Origin of the sequence: Provencibacterium massiliense, from assembly GCF_900169495.1 — a bacterium.
Taxonomy (GTDB): Bacteria; Bacillota; Clostridia; order Oscillospirales; family Ruminococcaceae; genus Harryflintia; species Harryflintia acetispora.
Map to the genome: position 1 here is coordinate 86,182 of NZ_FWCH01000008.1, position 14,665 is coordinate 100,846.

20 protein-coding genes are annotated in these 14,665 nt (G+C 53.8%); 19 read left to right on the forward strand and 1 reads right to left on the reverse strand.

Annotated features, from left to right (window positions below; genetic code table 11):
• Positions 1-14 precede the first annotated feature (14 nt).
• The 11 genes from B5477_RS01215 to B5477_RS01265 all read left to right on the forward strand — a co-directional run bounded on the left by B5477_RS01215 (position 15) and on the right by B5477_RS01265 (position 8,005).
• Positions 15-740: a DNA-methyltransferase gene (locus B5477_RS01215; RefSeq protein ID WP_076918095.1), complete on the forward strand. Its 726-nt coding sequence runs from the start codon at positions 15-17 to the stop codon at positions 738-740.
• A gap of 19 nt (positions 741-759) precedes the next feature.
• Complete coding sequence (locus B5477_RS01220) at positions 760-1,308, forward strand: MT-A70 family methyltransferase (protein WP_430408022.1); 549 nt, start codon at positions 760-762, stop codon at positions 1,306-1,308.
• Positions 1,309-1,311: 3 nt separating this feature from the next.
• Complete coding sequence (locus B5477_RS01225; protein ID WP_015544973.1) at positions 1,312-1,665, forward strand: PrgI family protein; 354 nt, start codon at positions 1,312-1,314, stop codon at positions 1,663-1,665.
• Positions 1,616-4,000 carry a VirB4-like conjugal transfer ATPase, CD1110 family gene (locus tag B5477_RS01230; RefSeq protein WP_407937709.1) on the forward strand — a complete coding sequence of 795 codons (2,385 nt, stop codon included), beginning with the start codon at positions 1,616-1,618 and terminating at the stop codon, positions 3,998-4,000. The genes B5477_RS01225 and B5477_RS01230 overlap by 50 nt, the downstream gene beginning before the upstream one ends.
• A complete protein-coding gene (locus B5477_RS01235; RefSeq protein WP_143533521.1) occupies positions 3,981-5,645 on the forward strand; it encodes a C40 family peptidase in 1,665 nt (554 codons plus the stop codon). Before B5477_RS01230 ends, B5477_RS01235 begins: the two co-directional genes overlap by 20 nt.
• A 12-nt stretch (positions 5,646-5,657) precedes the next feature.
• On the forward strand, positions 5,658-5,906 hold the full coding sequence (locus B5477_RS01240) for a DUF4315 family protein (RefSeq protein WP_015574143.1): 249 nt from the start codon (positions 5,658-5,660) through the stop codon (positions 5,904-5,906).
• Positions 5,903-6,640, forward strand: a complete 738-nt coding sequence (locus B5477_RS01245) for a DUF4366 domain-containing protein (protein WP_015574142.1) — start codon at positions 5,903-5,905, stop codon at positions 6,638-6,640. The genes B5477_RS01240 and B5477_RS01245 overlap by 4 nt, the downstream gene beginning before the upstream one ends.
• Positions 6,637-6,990 (forward strand): cysteine-rich VLP domain-containing protein, encoded by a 354-nt coding sequence (locus B5477_RS01250; RefSeq protein WP_015544972.1) that lies wholly within the window; start codon positions 6,637-6,639, stop codon positions 6,988-6,990. Before B5477_RS01245 ends, B5477_RS01250 begins: the two co-directional genes overlap by 4 nt.
• 133 nt (positions 6,991-7,123) lie before the next feature.
• A complete protein-coding gene (locus B5477_RS01255; RefSeq protein ID WP_022131682.1) occupies positions 7,124-7,474 on the forward strand; it encodes a hypothetical protein in 351 nt (116 codons plus the stop codon).
• Between the two features lie 10 nt (positions 7,475-7,484).
• Positions 7,485-7,664, forward strand: coding sequence for a DUF4316 domain-containing protein (locus B5477_RS01260; protein ID WP_015544971.1), 180 nt, complete (start codon positions 7,485-7,487; stop codon positions 7,662-7,664).
• Positions 7,661-8,005, forward strand: a complete 345-nt coding sequence (locus tag B5477_RS01265; RefSeq protein WP_022131683.1) for a plasmid mobilization protein — start codon at positions 7,661-7,663, stop codon at positions 8,003-8,005. Before B5477_RS01260 ends, B5477_RS01265 begins: the two co-directional genes overlap by 4 nt.
• Positions 8,006-8,045: 40 nt before the next feature.
• Here B5477_RS01265 and B5477_RS01270 read toward each other — a convergent pair whose 3' ends face one another.
• Positions 8,046-8,255, reverse strand: a complete 210-nt coding sequence (locus B5477_RS01270; RefSeq protein WP_015544970.1) for a helix-turn-helix domain-containing protein — start codon at positions 8,253-8,255, stop codon at positions 8,046-8,048.
• Between the two features lie 119 nt (positions 8,256-8,374).
• Here B5477_RS01270 and B5477_RS01275 point away from each other — a divergent pair, with 119 nt between their 5' ends.
• From B5477_RS01275 to B5477_RS01310, 8 genes are all read left to right on the forward strand, one after another.
• Complete coding sequence (locus tag B5477_RS01275) at positions 8,375-8,836, forward strand: SLOG family protein (RefSeq protein ID WP_015574141.1); 462 nt, start codon at positions 8,375-8,377, stop codon at positions 8,834-8,836.
• 118 nt (positions 8,837-8,954) lie between these two features.
• Positions 8,955-9,242 (forward strand): CD1845 family protein, encoded by a 288-nt coding sequence (locus tag B5477_RS01280; protein WP_015544968.1) that lies wholly within the window; start codon positions 8,955-8,957, stop codon positions 9,240-9,242.
• A 142-nt stretch (positions 9,243-9,384) separates the two neighbouring features.
• Positions 9,385-10,749: a relaxase/mobilization nuclease domain-containing protein gene (locus B5477_RS01285; RefSeq protein ID WP_071429069.1), complete on the forward strand. Its 1,365-nt coding sequence runs from the start codon at positions 9,385-9,387 to the stop codon at positions 10,747-10,749.
• A gap of 245 nt (positions 10,750-10,994) precedes the next feature.
• Complete coding sequence (locus B5477_RS01290; RefSeq protein ID WP_015574140.1) at positions 10,995-11,600, forward strand: TetR/AcrR family transcriptional regulator; 606 nt, start codon at positions 10,995-10,997, stop codon at positions 11,598-11,600.
• Positions 11,597-12,484: an ABC transporter ATP-binding protein gene (locus B5477_RS01295; protein ID WP_015574139.1), complete on the forward strand. Its 888-nt coding sequence runs from the start codon at positions 11,597-11,599 to the stop codon at positions 12,482-12,484. The genes B5477_RS01290 and B5477_RS01295 overlap by 4 nt, the downstream gene beginning before the upstream one ends.
• A 9-nt stretch (positions 12,485-12,493) precedes the next feature.
• Entirely contained in the window at positions 12,494-13,285 is a 792-nt protein-coding gene (locus B5477_RS01300; protein ID WP_015544018.1) for an ABC transporter permease subunit, read from the forward strand.
• Between the two features lie 12 nt (positions 13,286-13,297).
• A complete protein-coding gene (locus B5477_RS01305; protein WP_015574138.1) occupies positions 13,298-14,083 on the forward strand; it encodes an ABC transporter permease subunit in 786 nt (261 codons plus the stop codon).
• Positions 14,084-14,093: 10 nt separating this feature from the next.
• Positions 14,094-14,282 (forward strand): cysteine-rich KTR domain-containing protein, encoded by a 189-nt coding sequence (locus B5477_RS01310; RefSeq protein WP_117508171.1) that lies wholly within the window; start codon positions 14,094-14,096, stop codon positions 14,280-14,282.
• Positions 14,283-14,665: the final 383 nt, after the last annotated feature.

Genomic DNA, 14,665 nt, shown 5'->3' on the forward strand with positions numbered 1-14,665 from the left:
GCGGCCTGTTCCTTATGGACGGGATCGAGGGCTTGCGCTCCTTGCCCCGTCATTCGGTGGATATGCTTTTGACCGATCCCCCATACGGCACGACCCGGAACTATTGGGATGTGCCGCTGCCGCTGATCGAGTTTTGGGAGGCGGTGCGCTGGGCGGTCAAGCCGGACGGCGCGGTGCTGCTGTTTTCCCAATGCCCCTATGATAAGGTGCTGGGGGCATCCAACCTTGCCATGCTCCGCTATGAGTGGATATGGTACAAAGAGCGCGGAACAGGCTTTCTCAATGCCAACCGCGCCCCGCTGAAAAAGTCCGAGAACATTTTGGTGTTCTACCAAAAGCCCCCGGTATATAATCCGCAGTTCACCTATGGGGAGCCGTACCGCAAAACCCATGCCCGAAGCGGGAGCAGTCCCAACTATGGCAAGTTTGAACGGGTCGGCACCGAGTCCAGCGATGGGCGACGCTATCCCAGCAACGTCCTTTTTGTGCCTACGGTGTCGCACACGATCCACCCCACACAAAAGCCTGTGGAGCTGTGCGAGTACCTCATTCAGACCTATACCAACGAGGGCGAGGTGGTGGCTGACATCTGCGCCGGCTCCGGCACAACTGCCGTTGCCGCGCTGAACACAGGCCGCCGCTTCATCTGCTTTGAAAATGCCCCCGTGTTCTACGGCCCCGCCGTGGAACGCATTGAACAGGCGCGGCTGGCCGTGGCCGGGGGCGGGAAAGGAGTGTGACAATATCGGAGGATATTCCATCATCTATGCCGATCCCCCTTGGCAGTACCAGCGGAGCAAGGTACAGGGGGCGGCTGAAAACCATTACCCCACCATGAGCATAGACGAGTTATGTGCGCTGCCTGTGGCCGAGATTGCGGCCCCGGACAGCGCACTTTTCATGTGGGCAACATTCCCGCAGCTCCCGGAGGCCCTGCGGCTCATTAAGGCGTGGGGCTTCAACTATAAATCCGTGGCCTTTGTGTGGCTGAAAAAGAACAAGAAGGCCGATAGCTGGTTTTATGGGCTGGGTTTCTGGACGCGGGGCAACGCGGAGATCTGTCTGCTTGCCACACGGGGCCACCCCAAACGGCAGGCCGCCGATGTCCACCAGTTTATCATTTCTCCCATCGAGGCCCATAGCAAAAAGCCGGACGAAACGAGGGACAAAATTATTTCCCTCATGGGCGATCTGCCCCGTGTGGAGCTGTTCGCCCGTCAGACCCCGCCCGGCTGGGATGTATGGGGCAACGAGGTGGAGCCGACAATCCGGGACTTCGGGACAATTTGTCCCAAGGAAGGAGTGTGACGGATGCCCTATGTAAATGTCCCCAACGACCTATCCAAAATCAAAACGAAAATCGCCTTTAACCTCACCAAACGCCAGCTTGTCTGTTTCGGCATCGGCGCGGCGGTGGGCGTCCCGGCCTATCTGCTCTCCCGTGGTGCCATCGGCAACACCGGGGCGCTGTTCGTCATGCTGGTGATCATGCTCCCGGCCTTTATGATGGCCATGTATGAAAAAGACGGGCTGCCCTTTGAAAAGGTGCTGCGAAACATCCTCAACACCCGGTTTCTGCGGCCCGGTGTGAGGCCCTACAAGACGCAGAACATCTATGCGTCATTCACAGGAAAGGAGGAGCCTATTGCAGAAAACAAAAAGTAAAAGCAAGCCAAAGGCAAGTAAGCGCCGGGCCGTGGTGTCTGCCCAGCAGACGATCCCCTATGTGGCGATGCACCCGGACGGCATCTGTCAGCTCCCCGGCGGGCTTTACACGAAAACGGTGGAATATGAGGACATCAATTATGCCGTTGCGTCCACCGAGGATCAGACTGCTATCTTTGGCGGCTGGAGCTCATTCCTCAATTACTTTGACAGTTCCTTGCCGTTCCAGCTTTCTTTCGTCAATCGGCGTTCCCGGTCTACCCACCGTTACAAGGTGAATATCCCGGCCCAGCAGGATGCGTTCAACAGCATCCGGGGCGAGTTCGTGGATATGCTCAAAGGCCAGATTGCCAAAAGCAACAACGGCATTGAACGCTCCAAATACATCACCTTTGGTCTGCCCGCTGGCAGCGTGGCCGAGGCCCGGCCCCGTCTGGATCGTGTAGAGGCCGATGTGATGGGCAACTTCAAGCGGCTGGGGGTACAGTCCCGGCCCCTCGATGGCCGGGATCGGCTGGCCGCCTTGCATGGGCAGCTCCACCCCGGCAGTCGGGAGCCTTTCCGATTTGCGTGGAAGGATATTCCCAGAACTGGCATGGGTACGAAAGACTTTATTGCCCCGGACAGCTTCGACTTCCGGCAGAGCCGTACATTCCGGGTGGGCCAGTCTTGGGGAGCTGCGTCCTACTTGCAGATTTTGGCGTCGGAAATGTCGGATAAGCTGCTGGCTGAAATCTTGGAGCTGGATGCCGAGCTGACGGTGACGCTCCATGTTCAGACGGTGGATCAGCTCAAGGCCATTAAAACCATCAAGGGTAAAATCTCCGATATTGGACGCATGAAGGCCGAGGAACAGAAAAAGGCTGTCCGGGCCGGGTACGATATGGAGATTTTGCCCCCCGACCTCATTACCTTTTCCAAGGATGCGGCAGAGCTGCTGGCCGATCTGCAATCCCGCAACGAGCGAATGTTCCTTTTGACCTTTACCGTCATCAACCTTGCGCCCAGCCGCCAGCGTTTGGAAAACGATGTATTTACCGTGTCCGGCATCGCGCAGAAATACAACTGCGCTCTGAAAAGACTGGACTGGCAGCAGGAGCAGGGTTTCCTGTCCTCGCTGGTGCTGGGGTACAACGGCATTGAGATCCAGCGCGGTATGACAACCAGCTCCACGGCGATCTTTATTCCCTTTATGACCCGTGAGCTGCGTATGGACGGACAGGCCCTGTACTACGGCATGAACGCCCTTTCCCATAATGTCATCATGGCTGACCGCAAAAAGCTGAAATCGGCCAACGGAATGTACCTCGGCTCCACGGGATCGGGCAAGTCCTTTGCGGCAAAAAGAGAGTTGATCAATGTGTTCCTTGCCACCAGCGACAGGATCGTGGTGGTAGACCCGATGGGCGAATATGCCCCGCTGGTGAGGCGGCTGGGTGGACAGGTCATCGAGATCGCCCCGGACAGCCCCAACCATATCAATCCTATGGACATCCAGCTATCCACCAATGACGAGGACAGCCCCCTGTCCATGAAGGCCGACTTCCTGTTGTCCCTGTGCGAGTTGATCGTGGGCGGCAAGGAGGGCTTGCAGCCCATCGAAAAGACGGTCATTGACCGCTGTGTGCGGCTGGTCTACCGGGAGCTGGCGCTGGGGATCGGTAGCGGGGATATGCCGCTGCTGCAGGACTTGTATGAGGAACTGCTGAAACAGCCGGAGCCGGAGGCCCGGCGTGTGGCAACGGCGCTGGAGCTCTACTGCACAGGCTCCCTCAACCTGTTCAACCACCCCACCAATGTCCAGACGGATGCCCGTGTGGTGTGCATCGTTCTGAAAGGCATGGGCGAAAACCTCCGCAAGATCGCCATGCACATTACAAACGAGTTTGTCACATCGGCTGTCAACACCAACCATGCCGAGGGCCTTGCTACTTGGTGCTACTTTGATGAGTTCCATATTCTGCTCCGCGATCCGCTGACGGCCAGCTACTTTGTGGCCGTGTGGAAGATGCTCCGTAAAAAGGGCTGCGTCCCCTCGGCGCTGACGCAGAATGTGAAGGACTTGCTGGCAAGCCGGGAAATCGAGGCCATTCTGGATAACACCGACTTTATGATCCTGCTGTCACAGGCCCAAAGTGACCGGGCGATCCTCGCAAAGCAGCTCGGCATTTCCGAGCATCAGCTCTCCTATATCACCCATAGCAATTCCGGCGAGGGTTTGCTGTTCTACGGCTCCGTGACCATCCCGTTTGTGGATCGTTTCCCCAAGGGTGAGATTTACAATCTGCTGACCACCCGCCCGGAGGATATGGCCCATGAGCGAAAGGACGAATAAGGGCGGGGCCACTTCGGGACAAAAAGTCCCAAAGTCCCCCAAAAGCAAGTTTAGAGCCAAAAGCCAGCAGGAGCAAACCGCCGAGTCCAAGCTGCGTATGGAAAAGCGCGGCGAACAACTGGATAAGGCCAAGAAAAAGCTGGCAAAGCAGAAACCGCCGAAAAAGTCCGGCCCCGTGAAAAAGGCGGGCCGGGCGGCGGGTGCAACCGTTCATGGGTATGTGCATGGCAAGCTATATGAGGTAGAGCATGAGAATGTCGGCACCGAAAGCGCCCACCGATCCGAGCTGGTCGGTGAGGCCGCCCTGCGCTCCACATCCCGGTATGTAAAAAAGCAAATCCGGGAGCACCCGGCCAAAGCGGTGCAAAAGGCCGAGTCCAGGCACATCAAGGCTACGGCGGATTATCGGTACCGGGCCACGGTGGAGGCCCACCCGGAAATGCAAAAGGGCGGCGCGGTGTCCCGGTATATCCAAAAGCAGAAAATCAAGCGGCAATACGCAAAGCAAGCGCGGGAGGCTGCAAAGCAGACGGCCAAGGCCGCAGAGAAAACGGCGGTCACAACGGAAAAGCTGGCGGCCCGGGCCGTGGCCTTTGTCAAGCGGCATCCTGTGGGGGTGTTGCTGTTCCTTGCCTGTTTTCTGCTGCTGGTGCTCATGCAGTCGTGTATGTCCTCTGCGGTGACGATTGGCAACGGCGTGGTGGGGGCCATCGGCGCGTCCACCTATGCCGCCGAGGATGCCGATCTGCGCGGGGCCGAGGCCGCCTACTGCGGGCTGGAGGCCGAGCTGCAAGACTATCTGGACAGCTACGAAAGCACTCACGATTATGACGAATACCACTTTGAGCTGGATGACATTGAACACGATCCCTATGTGCTGCTGTCTATTATCAGCGCCATACACGAAGGGGCGTGGACGGTGGACGAGGTACAGGGAACGCTGCAAATGCTCTTTGAAAAGCAGTACATTCTGACGGAAACGGTGGTGACGGAGCGCCGCTACTACCTCGAAACGGACACATGGACGGACGAAGAGGGCAACACCCATACCGACACATACCGGGTCTATTACGATTACTACATTTGCACCGTGACGCTGGAAAACTTCAACCTGTCCCATCTGCCCATCTACATTATGGGCGAGGATCAGCTCTCCCGGTACGCCCTGTATATGTCGGCGCTGGGCAACCGTCCAGACCTGTTTCCATCGTCCCCCTATGTGGCAAAGTACACCGCCGATCCCGTGGAGCATGAGATCCCGGAGGCGTATTTGGCCGACGAAACCTTTGCCGCCATTTTGGAGGAGGCCGAGAAATATATCGGCTATCCCTATGTATGGGGTGGGTACAAGCCCAGCACATCCTTTGATTGCTCCGGCTTCGTGTCCTATGTCTACAATCAATGCGGCTGGGACTTTGGGCGGTTGGGGGCGCAGGGGCTGTATAACATCAGCCGCCGCACCAGCTCACCCCGCCCCGGCGATCTGGTGTTCTTCACCGGGACTTATGATACCCCCGGCGTTTCCCATGTGGGTATCTATGTGGGCGATGGCTGGATGCTCCATTGTGGCGATCCCATCGGGTATGCCAATCTCAACACAAGCTACTGGCAGTCTCATTTCTACGCCTACGGGCGGTTATCGTGAAGGAGGTTATCTATGGCAACTACGAAAAGCGCGAAAATCGAAGCCGAGATCGAAAAGGTCAAGGCCAAAATCGCGGAACAGCAGACCAAACTGAAAGAACTGGAACAGCGCAAGGTGGAGGCTGAAAACAGCGAGATCGTGGACATCGTGCGCGGCATGAGCATCCCTCTCGCGGAGCTGCCGCTGGTGCTCCAGCAGCTCCGGGCCGGGAAAACCTTGGGACAAAATGTCCCGAAGTCCGAGGAGGTGGCTGCGGAATGAAAAAGCTGCGTGTTCTTTTACTGACGCTCTGCGTGGCCGTGTTCATGTGCGGCTTTACCGTGACGGCCCATGCCGGGGGCGGTGACGAGTACATCGAGCCTACCGACCAGTGGGAAGGGCTGGAGGAGCCTACCCCCACCACCGAGCCGGGGGTAGGCTTTTCTGACGAGGGCAACCTTGTCACCCGCGATCTGCTCTATGACGAGCACACCAACAAGCAGTTTATCACCGTCCAGACCAGCGGCGGCAATACATTCTATATCGTCATTGACTACGATAAGCCCGTGGACGAGGACGGCGAACAGTACGAAACATACTTTTTCAGCATTGTGGACGAGGCCGATCTGCTGGCTGCTATGGAAGCCGCCGGGATGGAAGTCCCCGCCTGTGCCTGTACGGATAAGTGCATGGCCGGGGCCATCAACACCGATTGCCCCGTATGCGCCACCAACATGACCGAGTGCGTGGGCGTGGAGCCCGAGCCGGTGGAGGACACCGAGCCTGTGGACGATCCCGAGCCGGAGCAGCCCGAGGACACAGACGGCAATATGGGTACGATCCTGCTCATTTTGGCGATTGCCGCCGTGGGCGGCGGTGCTGGCTGGTATTTCAAGGTTTACCGCCCCAAGCAGCAGCGGGCCACAGAAGCGGTTGAGGAGGACTACGGGGACGAGCTGGATGCCTTTGACGATCTCGAGGACGATACGCCCCCTTGGGACGAGGACGAGGTATGAGCCGGGAACTGACCCGCGAGGAAAAGAGGGCGATCCGCAAGCTGGTGTTTTCCCTGTGTGCGAACTATGATCGGGAGTATGGGTGCTTACCGCTGGACGGCCCCTGTTATATGCTGGGGAAATGCTGGACGGGAGCCTACTGCCGCTACTTCCGGGATGCCGTTCTGCCCAATGATCCGGTGCTGGAGGCGGCGCTGACCGCCGAAGGCCCGGTCCCGGAAACGCGGCCCTGCCCGATCTGTGGGCGACCTTTCCTCCCGGATGGCCGGACACGGTATTGCTCTGCGGCCTGTTCCGCTACTGCCCTGCGAAAACAGAAGCGGGATTATATGCGTAAAACAAGGCGCTGACCCGTGGAAAATTAGGCCCGAAAAAACCGCCTGTATCAAGGCTTTTCGGGGCCGCTTGTGGGGTGGGGTGTATCATTTCATACCCCACCCCTGTTTTCGCAAAATACTTTCCACTTTTTGAAGGAGGTGTACCGTGGAGAAAAACGCCGGATATGTGATCCGCGAGTCCGTTCTCTTTGACAACAAACGGGGATTTGCCATCGCGGAGCATGGAAACCCCAAAGTCCCGGCTCCCTTTGTCACATGGCAGTTTGCCGAAGAGAACGGGCGGCGGGATTATTATTGGGGCCATTACCACGCAGACGAGGCATCGGCTCAAAAGGATTTCAAGGATCGAGCCGCCGACTACAAGCGGATGTATAAGGTGCAGGAGGTCAAGCCCCGCACGATTGCCCAGCAGATGAAAGAGGCCGCAAAGCTGGCCGAGGCTGACCGGGGCCGCGCTGCCCCGAAAAAGACTACCCCCGACAGGGGCGACAGATAGGAGGATCGCTATGCCCGAAAAGTATGACCCGCTGAAAAGCGCGGAACTCACCACCGAGCAGAACTATAATATGATCGACGGTATTCTGAACAACGGCCCGGCCCCGGTGCTCCCGCCCGAGGAAAAGCCGCTGGATAAGGTGCGGGAGATCCCGCCCAAACGCCGCAGCAGGGAGCGCGAGGAGCGTTGACGAAAAAGCGCCGTCGCTGCGTCCATCTCAATGTCATGGTAACGCCCGAGGAGCAGGAGCTGATCTATGAGCGCATGGCCGAGGCGGGTATTCAAAATATGGGAGCATATATGCGGAAAATGGCCCTCAATGGGTATGTGCTCCATGTTGATCTTGCGGATGTGCGGGAGCTGGTGTCCTTGCAGCGGCGGTGTGCAAACAACCTCAACCAAGTGGCGATCCATGCCAATACCTACGGCATCTACCCCTCGGAGATCGCTGCGCTGCAAAAGGACTATGCAGACCTGTGGGGGCCGCTGTCCGTTCTGATTAAAAAGCTGTCGGAGGTGGTGGAGCTATAACAAAACGCGGGGAGCACAGGTTTATACCTTGCTCCCCGCATTATTCTGTTTCATCGGGCAAATATGCGATTATGTCGTCAAGCTCACAATCAAGTATTCTGCAAAGGGCATCCAGCGTGTTGGTAGAAACGGATTCATTCGCTTTCAGCCTACGCACCGTGGAGCTACTGATCTCCCCTTTGACCTGCAAAGTGTATGTGGTTGCATTTTTGCGCTTCATAGTTTCCCACAATGGGGCGTATGAGATCATCCGGCCTACCTCCTTTCACGCTTGCTTATATAAACATTATTGCCTATAATTGACCTAAAGCGTGATAGGCAATATTGCCCATACCAAGGCGGGGCAATTTCAGAAAAGAGGTTTGGATAATGGGAGAGAAAACTTGTTGTGTAACAGGCCATCGTGATGTGCCAGTCGGCAAGGAGCAGTATGTGGAAGAAGCACTACGGAAAGAAGTGCTGGCTGCGATTGCAGCGGGATATACCCGTTTTATCTCCGGGTTTGCCGATGGTGTTGATCTCACTTTTGCCGCCATAGTTGCAGCGGAAAAGAAACAAAATAGCTGTTTGCAGTTGGAGGCCGCGCTCCCATATCGAAACCGTATCAATGCTAAATCTCCCTTGTTTCAAGAATTGCTTGCTTGTTGTGATCGCGTGTATGTTCAGTCTGAAAAATCCAATCGCCAATGCTACCATGAACGCAACCGCTACATGGTACTTTCCTCGGATCGGGTAATTGCCGTTTATGACGGGAGATCCACGGGCGGCACTTTTTACACCATTCGTTTTGCACAGGCAAACGAAAAGGAAATTCGCATCATTGAGATATAATCCTTGGGACATTTTGTCCCAAAGTAGCCCGGCCATCGACATCCTTGTTTGCTTATATGGGCGGAGTTATAATATTGGTAGGAGGAAACCCATCAACTTTTACAGGAGGTAGCCGCTTATGATCGTTCTGAAAATCCTTGCCGCCCCCTTTGTGGTGGTGCTCACCGTTCTGGCCGCCGTGGTGTCTTTTCTGTTCTGTATGGCAACTGCGGTTTTCGTTGTGGCCTGTGTGGTGCTGACCCTGCTTGCCGTGGCCCTGTTCATCAGCGGCCAGACGCTGGGCGGGATCGTGTTCCTTGTCCTTGCGTTTCTGATCTCTCCCTATGGCATCCCGGCCATCGCGGAGTGGCTGGTGGATAAGCTGCACAATCTCAACTTTGCTCTGCGGGGCTTCATCACAGGCTGATACTTCGGGACAATTTGTCCCAAGGTAGCATGACGGCGGCTGAACACAGCCGCCGTTTTTCTTACAGGAAGGAGGGCTGCCTACGGCAACGACCTATCTCAAAAAGCACAAAATCAGCAAGGGAGAAACTATCGCGCAATCGCTGAAGGATCGGTTTGAATACGGACAAAACCCGGATAAGACGCAGGGTGGCGAGTTGATTTCTTCCTATGCCTGCGACCACATGACCGCCGATGCGGAGTTCCTGTTAAGCAAGGCAAAGTACCGGGCTGTCACGGGCCGGGAGCAGCGCCGGGATGCCGATGTGCTGTGCTATCAGATCCGGCAGGCGTTCAAGCCCGGAGAGATTACCCCGGAGGAGGCCAATCGCATCGGCTACGAAACGGCGATGCGCTGGACGAAGGGCAAGTACGCCTTTTTCGTTGCCACCCACACAGACCGCCAGCATATCCATAACCATATTTACTACAATTCTACTTCGCTGGATTGTACCCGGAAGTTCCGGGATTTCATCGGCTCGGCCCGCGCTGTGCGGCGGCTCTCGGATCGGGTGTGTCTGGAAAATGACCTGTCCGTGATCCTCAATCCCAAGCTACATAGCAAGGGCCGCTTTCTTCACTATGGGGCATGGCTGGGAGCCGAGCGCCAGCCCTCTTATAAAGAAAGGCTGCGCCTTGCCATCAACGATGCTCTCGCAAAAGGCCCCGCCGATTTTGCCGACTTTCTGCGGCTCATGGCGGAGTCCGGGTATGCGGTCAAGCATGGGCGCGGCGGTGTGATCTCGTTCCTTGTTCCCGGACAGGAACGGGCAACGCGGCTCCGGGCATCCACCCTTGGGGAAGGTTACGATCCCGAGAACATTCGAGCCGTGATTGCCGGGAAACGACCCGTCCCGCATATCCACGATGCGGCGGCTCCCACGCCCAGGCGTGTCAATCTCATTGTGGATATACAGGAGCGTCTGCGCTCCGGCAAAGGCCCGGCCTATGAACGGTGGGCCAAGGTGTATAACCTCAAACAGATGGCAGCAGCCCTCATGTTTTTGCAGGAGCACCAGCTCACCGAGTATGACCAGCTCGCTGCGCAAGCTGACGGAACGGCCCAGCGGTTTCATGCGCTGGCCGGGGAACTGCGTCAGACCGAGGCTGACCTCGCCAAAACCTCCGCGCTGATGGAGGCTGTGGTGCAGTACGCCAAGTCCCGGCCTGTGTTCGAGGGGTACAAGGCGGCCCGGTACAGCAAGAAATATCTGGCCGAGCATGGCCCGGAGCTGGCCGACTACCGGGCAGCGAAGGCGGCACTCAATGAGCTGCTGGACGGTGAAAAGCTCCCGAAGATGGACGCGCTAAAAGAAAAACGCCGCAAACTTGCAGCGCGAAAAAAAGCCCTCTATGCCGAGTACCGGGCGGCCCAGCAGGAAATGCGGGAGGCCGTGGCGGTCAAGGCGAATATCGATCATCTGCTCGGCCTGTCGGACGAGCGCAAAAATAAGGAACAGGAGCGATAAGCAACGGTGACGCAGACAACAGACTTCGGGACAACTTGTCCCAAAGTGCCGGGTTTGGGGAGGCTCCCCAACAAGCGTTTTTGCAGCCCCCACGGGATGCAAAAATAGCAAGTGTGGCTACACTTGCCCTGCTTGCCATTCGTGCGCTCCTCTCAAAATAGCGCAAAACGTCTTGACCGATTCGGTTATTTATGTTACACTGTATACAAATAACCGATTCGGTTATTTGAAGGAGCAGAATAGTAATGGAAAAATTTTTAGCGCTTTCACAGGAGAAACAGGCAACAATCCGTAATGCGGCGCTTGCCTGTTTCGCAAGACATGGATATGAAAAAACGTCAATCAATGATATTGCGGTAGCGGCAGGTATCTCAAAGGCGTCTATATTCCAGTATTTTGGAAATAAGCAGACACTTTACCAGTATTTATTTGATTACTGCGCTGCCCAAATGAAGCAAGCCTATAACACGAGTGCATTGGAGGAAACTACGGATTTCTTTGACCGTGTATGGGAAGCCAGCGTTATGAAAGTGGAAATCTTAAAAAAGCACCCGCATATTGCGTCGTTTATTGCAAGTGTGGCAGTGGAACCAACGCCTGAATTGAAAAGTGCCATATTTTCAGAAGCAAATGAAAAATATATCGCATCGCTTGTTCTGCATGAGCGGGATTATAAAAAATTCAGACACCCGGAGGATGCAGAATTAGTGTTTCAGATGCTTATGATGCTTGCAAAGGGTATGTCCGTTCAGTTGGAAAGTGGAGTGGATTATGACAGCATGATGAAAGAGTTTCGAAACATCCTAGATATGTTGAAACACAACTTTTACAAGGAGGAATATTTGCCATGAGCAAGCCGGTAATTGTCCTAAACGAACTTACAAAAAGCTATGGAAAACATCGAGGAATTGAAAACATTAGCTTTACTGTTGAACAAGGCGAGGTTTTCGGCTTTATTGGCCCCAATGGAGCAGGAAAATCTACCACAATCCGTACTCTAATGGGCCTGCTGAAACCCTCCAACGGAGGAGCCTCTATCTTTGGGTTAGATTGTAGTCGGGAGCCCGCCCGTATCGCAAAGGATGTGGGGTATCTTCCCAGCGAAAACTGTTACTACAACAATATGAAAGTAAAAGAAATGCTTTTCTACACAGCAGAACTCTATGGTGTGAATGCCCACAGCCGGATGGAAGAATTAGCGGAGCGGTTGAATTTAGACTTATCCAGGCGAATTGGCGATTTGTCTTTAGGGAACAAGAAAAAAGTTGGCATTGTGTCGGCTCTGTTACCCTCTCCGAAGTTGCTGATTATGGACGAGCCTACCAGTGGCCTTGACCCGCTCATCCAGCAGGCTTTCTATGATATTCTGAAAGAAGAAAACAAACGAGGTGTGACCATTTTTCTGTCCTCCCACGTTTTGAGTGAGGTGCAAAGACTTTGTGACCGTGTAGCCATTCTGCGGGAGGGGAAGCTGATCAGTGTTCAATCCATGAAGGAACTGCGGGAAAACGGATACAAGAAAATCTCGCTGACAGCAAAAAGCGCCATTCCAGAGGATTTCTTTTCTGTTCCCGGTACGGCTAATTTAGAGTGGGACAAGAGCAAGACTTCTGTATCCTTTATGTTCAGCGGACCAGTTATGATGATTATGAACCAGCTTCATCGGCTGGAGCTGGAGGATATTTTAATTGAGGAACCGTCATTGGAAGAAGTATTCCTCCACTACTACGAATAGGAGGTCGTTATGTTGATTTTTCGATTTGAATGGAAACGAAAACGAAAATATATTCTGATTTGGGCCGCAACTCTTGCGGTCTGTATCTTCTCCATGACGCCAGTGTATTATGGCATGATTGAAACGGTGGAAACTTTGCCTGTGGAATTTACACAGGGAGGCTTTTTTGAAACGGTTGGTATTTCTCTGGAGCTATTGATGGAGCCACTTGGTATGTACTCGTTCCTCACAGGCTTTTTTATGGTTGCAGGGGGGATTTTCGGGATGCACTTGGGGCTGTCGTTACATACAGAAGAGTGTACGGGAAATACGGCTGAATACTTATACACAAAGCCTTGTGGACGGAAACAGATTTATATGGGAAAGCTGCTATGTGCGCTTGCCGGAATATGTGTAACAGGGATTTTTTATCTGGCGACTTCATTTCTAACGATGACTCTGTTCCGTTTCGGATTTCCCATCGGGGAATTTTTCTTGGTGGCAGGTTCGTTTATTCTCATCTCCCTCTTTTTTGCACTATTGGGACTGATGGTTGGAATATTTCACCCCAATAATCGTTCCCCACTTCTGACAGCCGGATTGGTTGTGTTTGTGGAATATTGTATCACTTCTTTTTCGAGGACTGTCAATATCCGGGCAATCGGCTTTTTATCGCCGTTTTCTTTTTTCAGTCCAGCGGAAATCCACAATGCTGGAACTTATTCATGGGACTATATGCTCTGGTATCTGCTCCTGCTGTTTGGGTTTGCGCTGCTGGCATACTGGAAAATCTTGAAGCGGGATATTGCGTTGGCTGTGTAAAGGAGGAAACGAATGAAGGCGTTAGTGAAAAACGAGCTGCGCTTAACAAGAAAACTACTGCTGATCTGGATGGGAATTGTCTTGATTTTGTGTGGCTTCGCTTACTTTGAGTATTTGTCACTAAAGGAAAGCCTCAATGAGCTGACAGGGCTAATATCGAATTTTCCGAAAATTCTGAAAGCTATGTTTGGTGTGAGCGGTGATCTGACTTCTGCTTTGGGCTGGTATGGCTGTATGTATTATTGGGTCACGATGCTAACCAACAGCTATGCGGTCTATCTCGGTGTTTCGTGTGTAGCGAAAGAACAGGCGCAGGGAACGGCAGAATATCTATTTACAAAACCAGTGGGTCGCAACAAGGTTGTCTGTGCCAAAGCAGTTGCCTGTGTATGTAATTTGCTTGCACTTGCGGTATTCAGCGGGTTATGTAATTATTTTACCGCCATTTTACCGCTAGGCGGTTTAGAGCAAAGAAACGCTGCTTTTACCACCACATTGGGCCTGTTTTTGACAGGGTTGACTTTGTTTGCAATCACGCTTCTGGCCTCCAGCCTGACGAGAACCTATAAAGGGGCTGTTCGGATAGGCGCGGGAATATTATTGCTCTTTTATGGCATCAGCATCACCGCCGAATATCTTGAAGCTCCAATGCTGTACTGCTTAACGCCATTAAAATTCTTCGATGTTTACACAGTGGCAATAAGTGGAATACAGTTTTCGTTCTTCCTATTGGCTATGATAATTGCGATTGGTTCTGTTATCACAGCTCAAAAAGTTTGGACGCTCAGGGAAATTTGAAATGAACGATATGGATAGCTTCGAGTGGCTGCTATGTCCTGTCTGTAACAGTAAAACTCGTATCAAGCTGCGGTTAGATACTGAGCTGAAAAACTTTCCTTTGTTTTGTCCTAAATGCAAACAAGAAACTTTAATCAGCGTAGAAAAATTTAAGATTTTAGTTATCACAGAGCCAGACGCACAGACGCAGAGCCGATAACCCGTTAGCCCTCAGGCGCGGATTATCGGCTCTTTTGTTTTCGGCGGCTGTCAATTAAAGCCGCCGCGTTATACGACGACTTTATGAGGAACACGGCGGTTTCCGAGGAGGGATCGTCGTGTTCATTTTGCTTTTTCATAGTACGCATGATCTTCACCAGCTAAAAAAAGCGTAGCTCCCCCTCCGGGCAAGTCCGGCATTGGACGCGAAATTTGCCAGTACATTAAGAATAATGTCATTTCACGCGCTTGTGTGGCATCACGCCATGCGAGCGCGTTTTTCTATACCCACCTTGGGACAAGTTGTCCCGAGGTAGGCAGGGGCGGCCCCGGCTGCCGATCCCCGCCATCCCCCGTTCAGATCGTCCACCCACAACAAAAATC

Bases quoted from the DNA above. Each gene is read 5' to 3' on its own strand.
- B5477_RS01305 (WP_015574138.1), top strand. From the start codon at position 13,298: ATGAAGGCGTTAGTGAAAAACGAGCTGCGCTTAACAAGAAAACTACTG.
- B5477_RS01295 (WP_015574139.1), top strand. From the start codon at position 11,597: ATGAGCAAGCCGGTAATTGTCCTAAACGAACTTACAAAAAGCTATGGA.
- B5477_RS01270 (WP_015544970.1), bottom strand. From the start codon at position 8,255: ATGATCTCATACGCCCCATTGTGGGAAACTATGAAGCGCAAAAATGCA.
- B5477_RS01260 (WP_015544971.1), top strand. From the start codon at position 7,485: ATGCCCGAAAAGTATGACCCGCTGAAAAGCGCGGAACTCACCACCGAG.
- B5477_RS01250 (WP_015544972.1), top strand. From the start codon at position 6,637: ATGAGCCGGGAACTGACCCGCGAGGAAAAGAGGGCGATCCGCAAGCTG.
- B5477_RS01300 (WP_015544018.1), top strand. From the start codon at position 12,494: ATGTTGATTTTTCGATTTGAATGGAAACGAAAACGAAAATATATTCTG.
- B5477_RS01245 (WP_015574142.1), top strand. From the start codon at position 5,903: ATGAAAAAGCTGCGTGTTCTTTTACTGACGCTCTGCGTGGCCGTGTTC.
- B5477_RS01215 (WP_076918095.1), top strand. From the start codon at position 15: ATGGACGGGATCGAGGGCTTGCGCTCCTTGCCCCGTCATTCGGTGGAT.
- B5477_RS01310 (WP_117508171.1), top strand. From the start codon at position 14,094: ATGGATAGCTTCGAGTGGCTGCTATGTCCTGTCTGTAACAGTAAAACT.
- B5477_RS01230 (WP_407937709.1), top strand. From the start codon at position 1,616: ATGCGTCATTCACAGGAAAGGAGGAGCCTATTGCAGAAAACAAAAAGT.
- B5477_RS01280 (WP_015544968.1), top strand. From the start codon at position 8,955: ATGATCGTTCTGAAAATCCTTGCCGCCCCCTTTGTGGTGGTGCTCACC.
- B5477_RS01225 (WP_015544973.1), top strand. From the start codon at position 1,312: ATGCCCTATGTAAATGTCCCCAACGACCTATCCAAAATCAAAACGAAA.
- B5477_RS01275 (WP_015574141.1), top strand. From the start codon at position 8,375: ATGGGAGAGAAAACTTGTTGTGTAACAGGCCATCGTGATGTGCCAGTC.
- B5477_RS01240 (WP_015574143.1), top strand. From the start codon at position 5,658: ATGGCAACTACGAAAAGCGCGAAAATCGAAGCCGAGATCGAAAAGGTC.
- B5477_RS01290 (WP_015574140.1), top strand. From the start codon at position 10,995: ATGGAAAAATTTTTAGCGCTTTCACAGGAGAAACAGGCAACAATCCGT.
- B5477_RS01235 (WP_143533521.1), top strand. From the start codon at position 3,981: ATGAGCGAAAGGACGAATAAGGGCGGGGCCACTTCGGGACAAAAAGTC.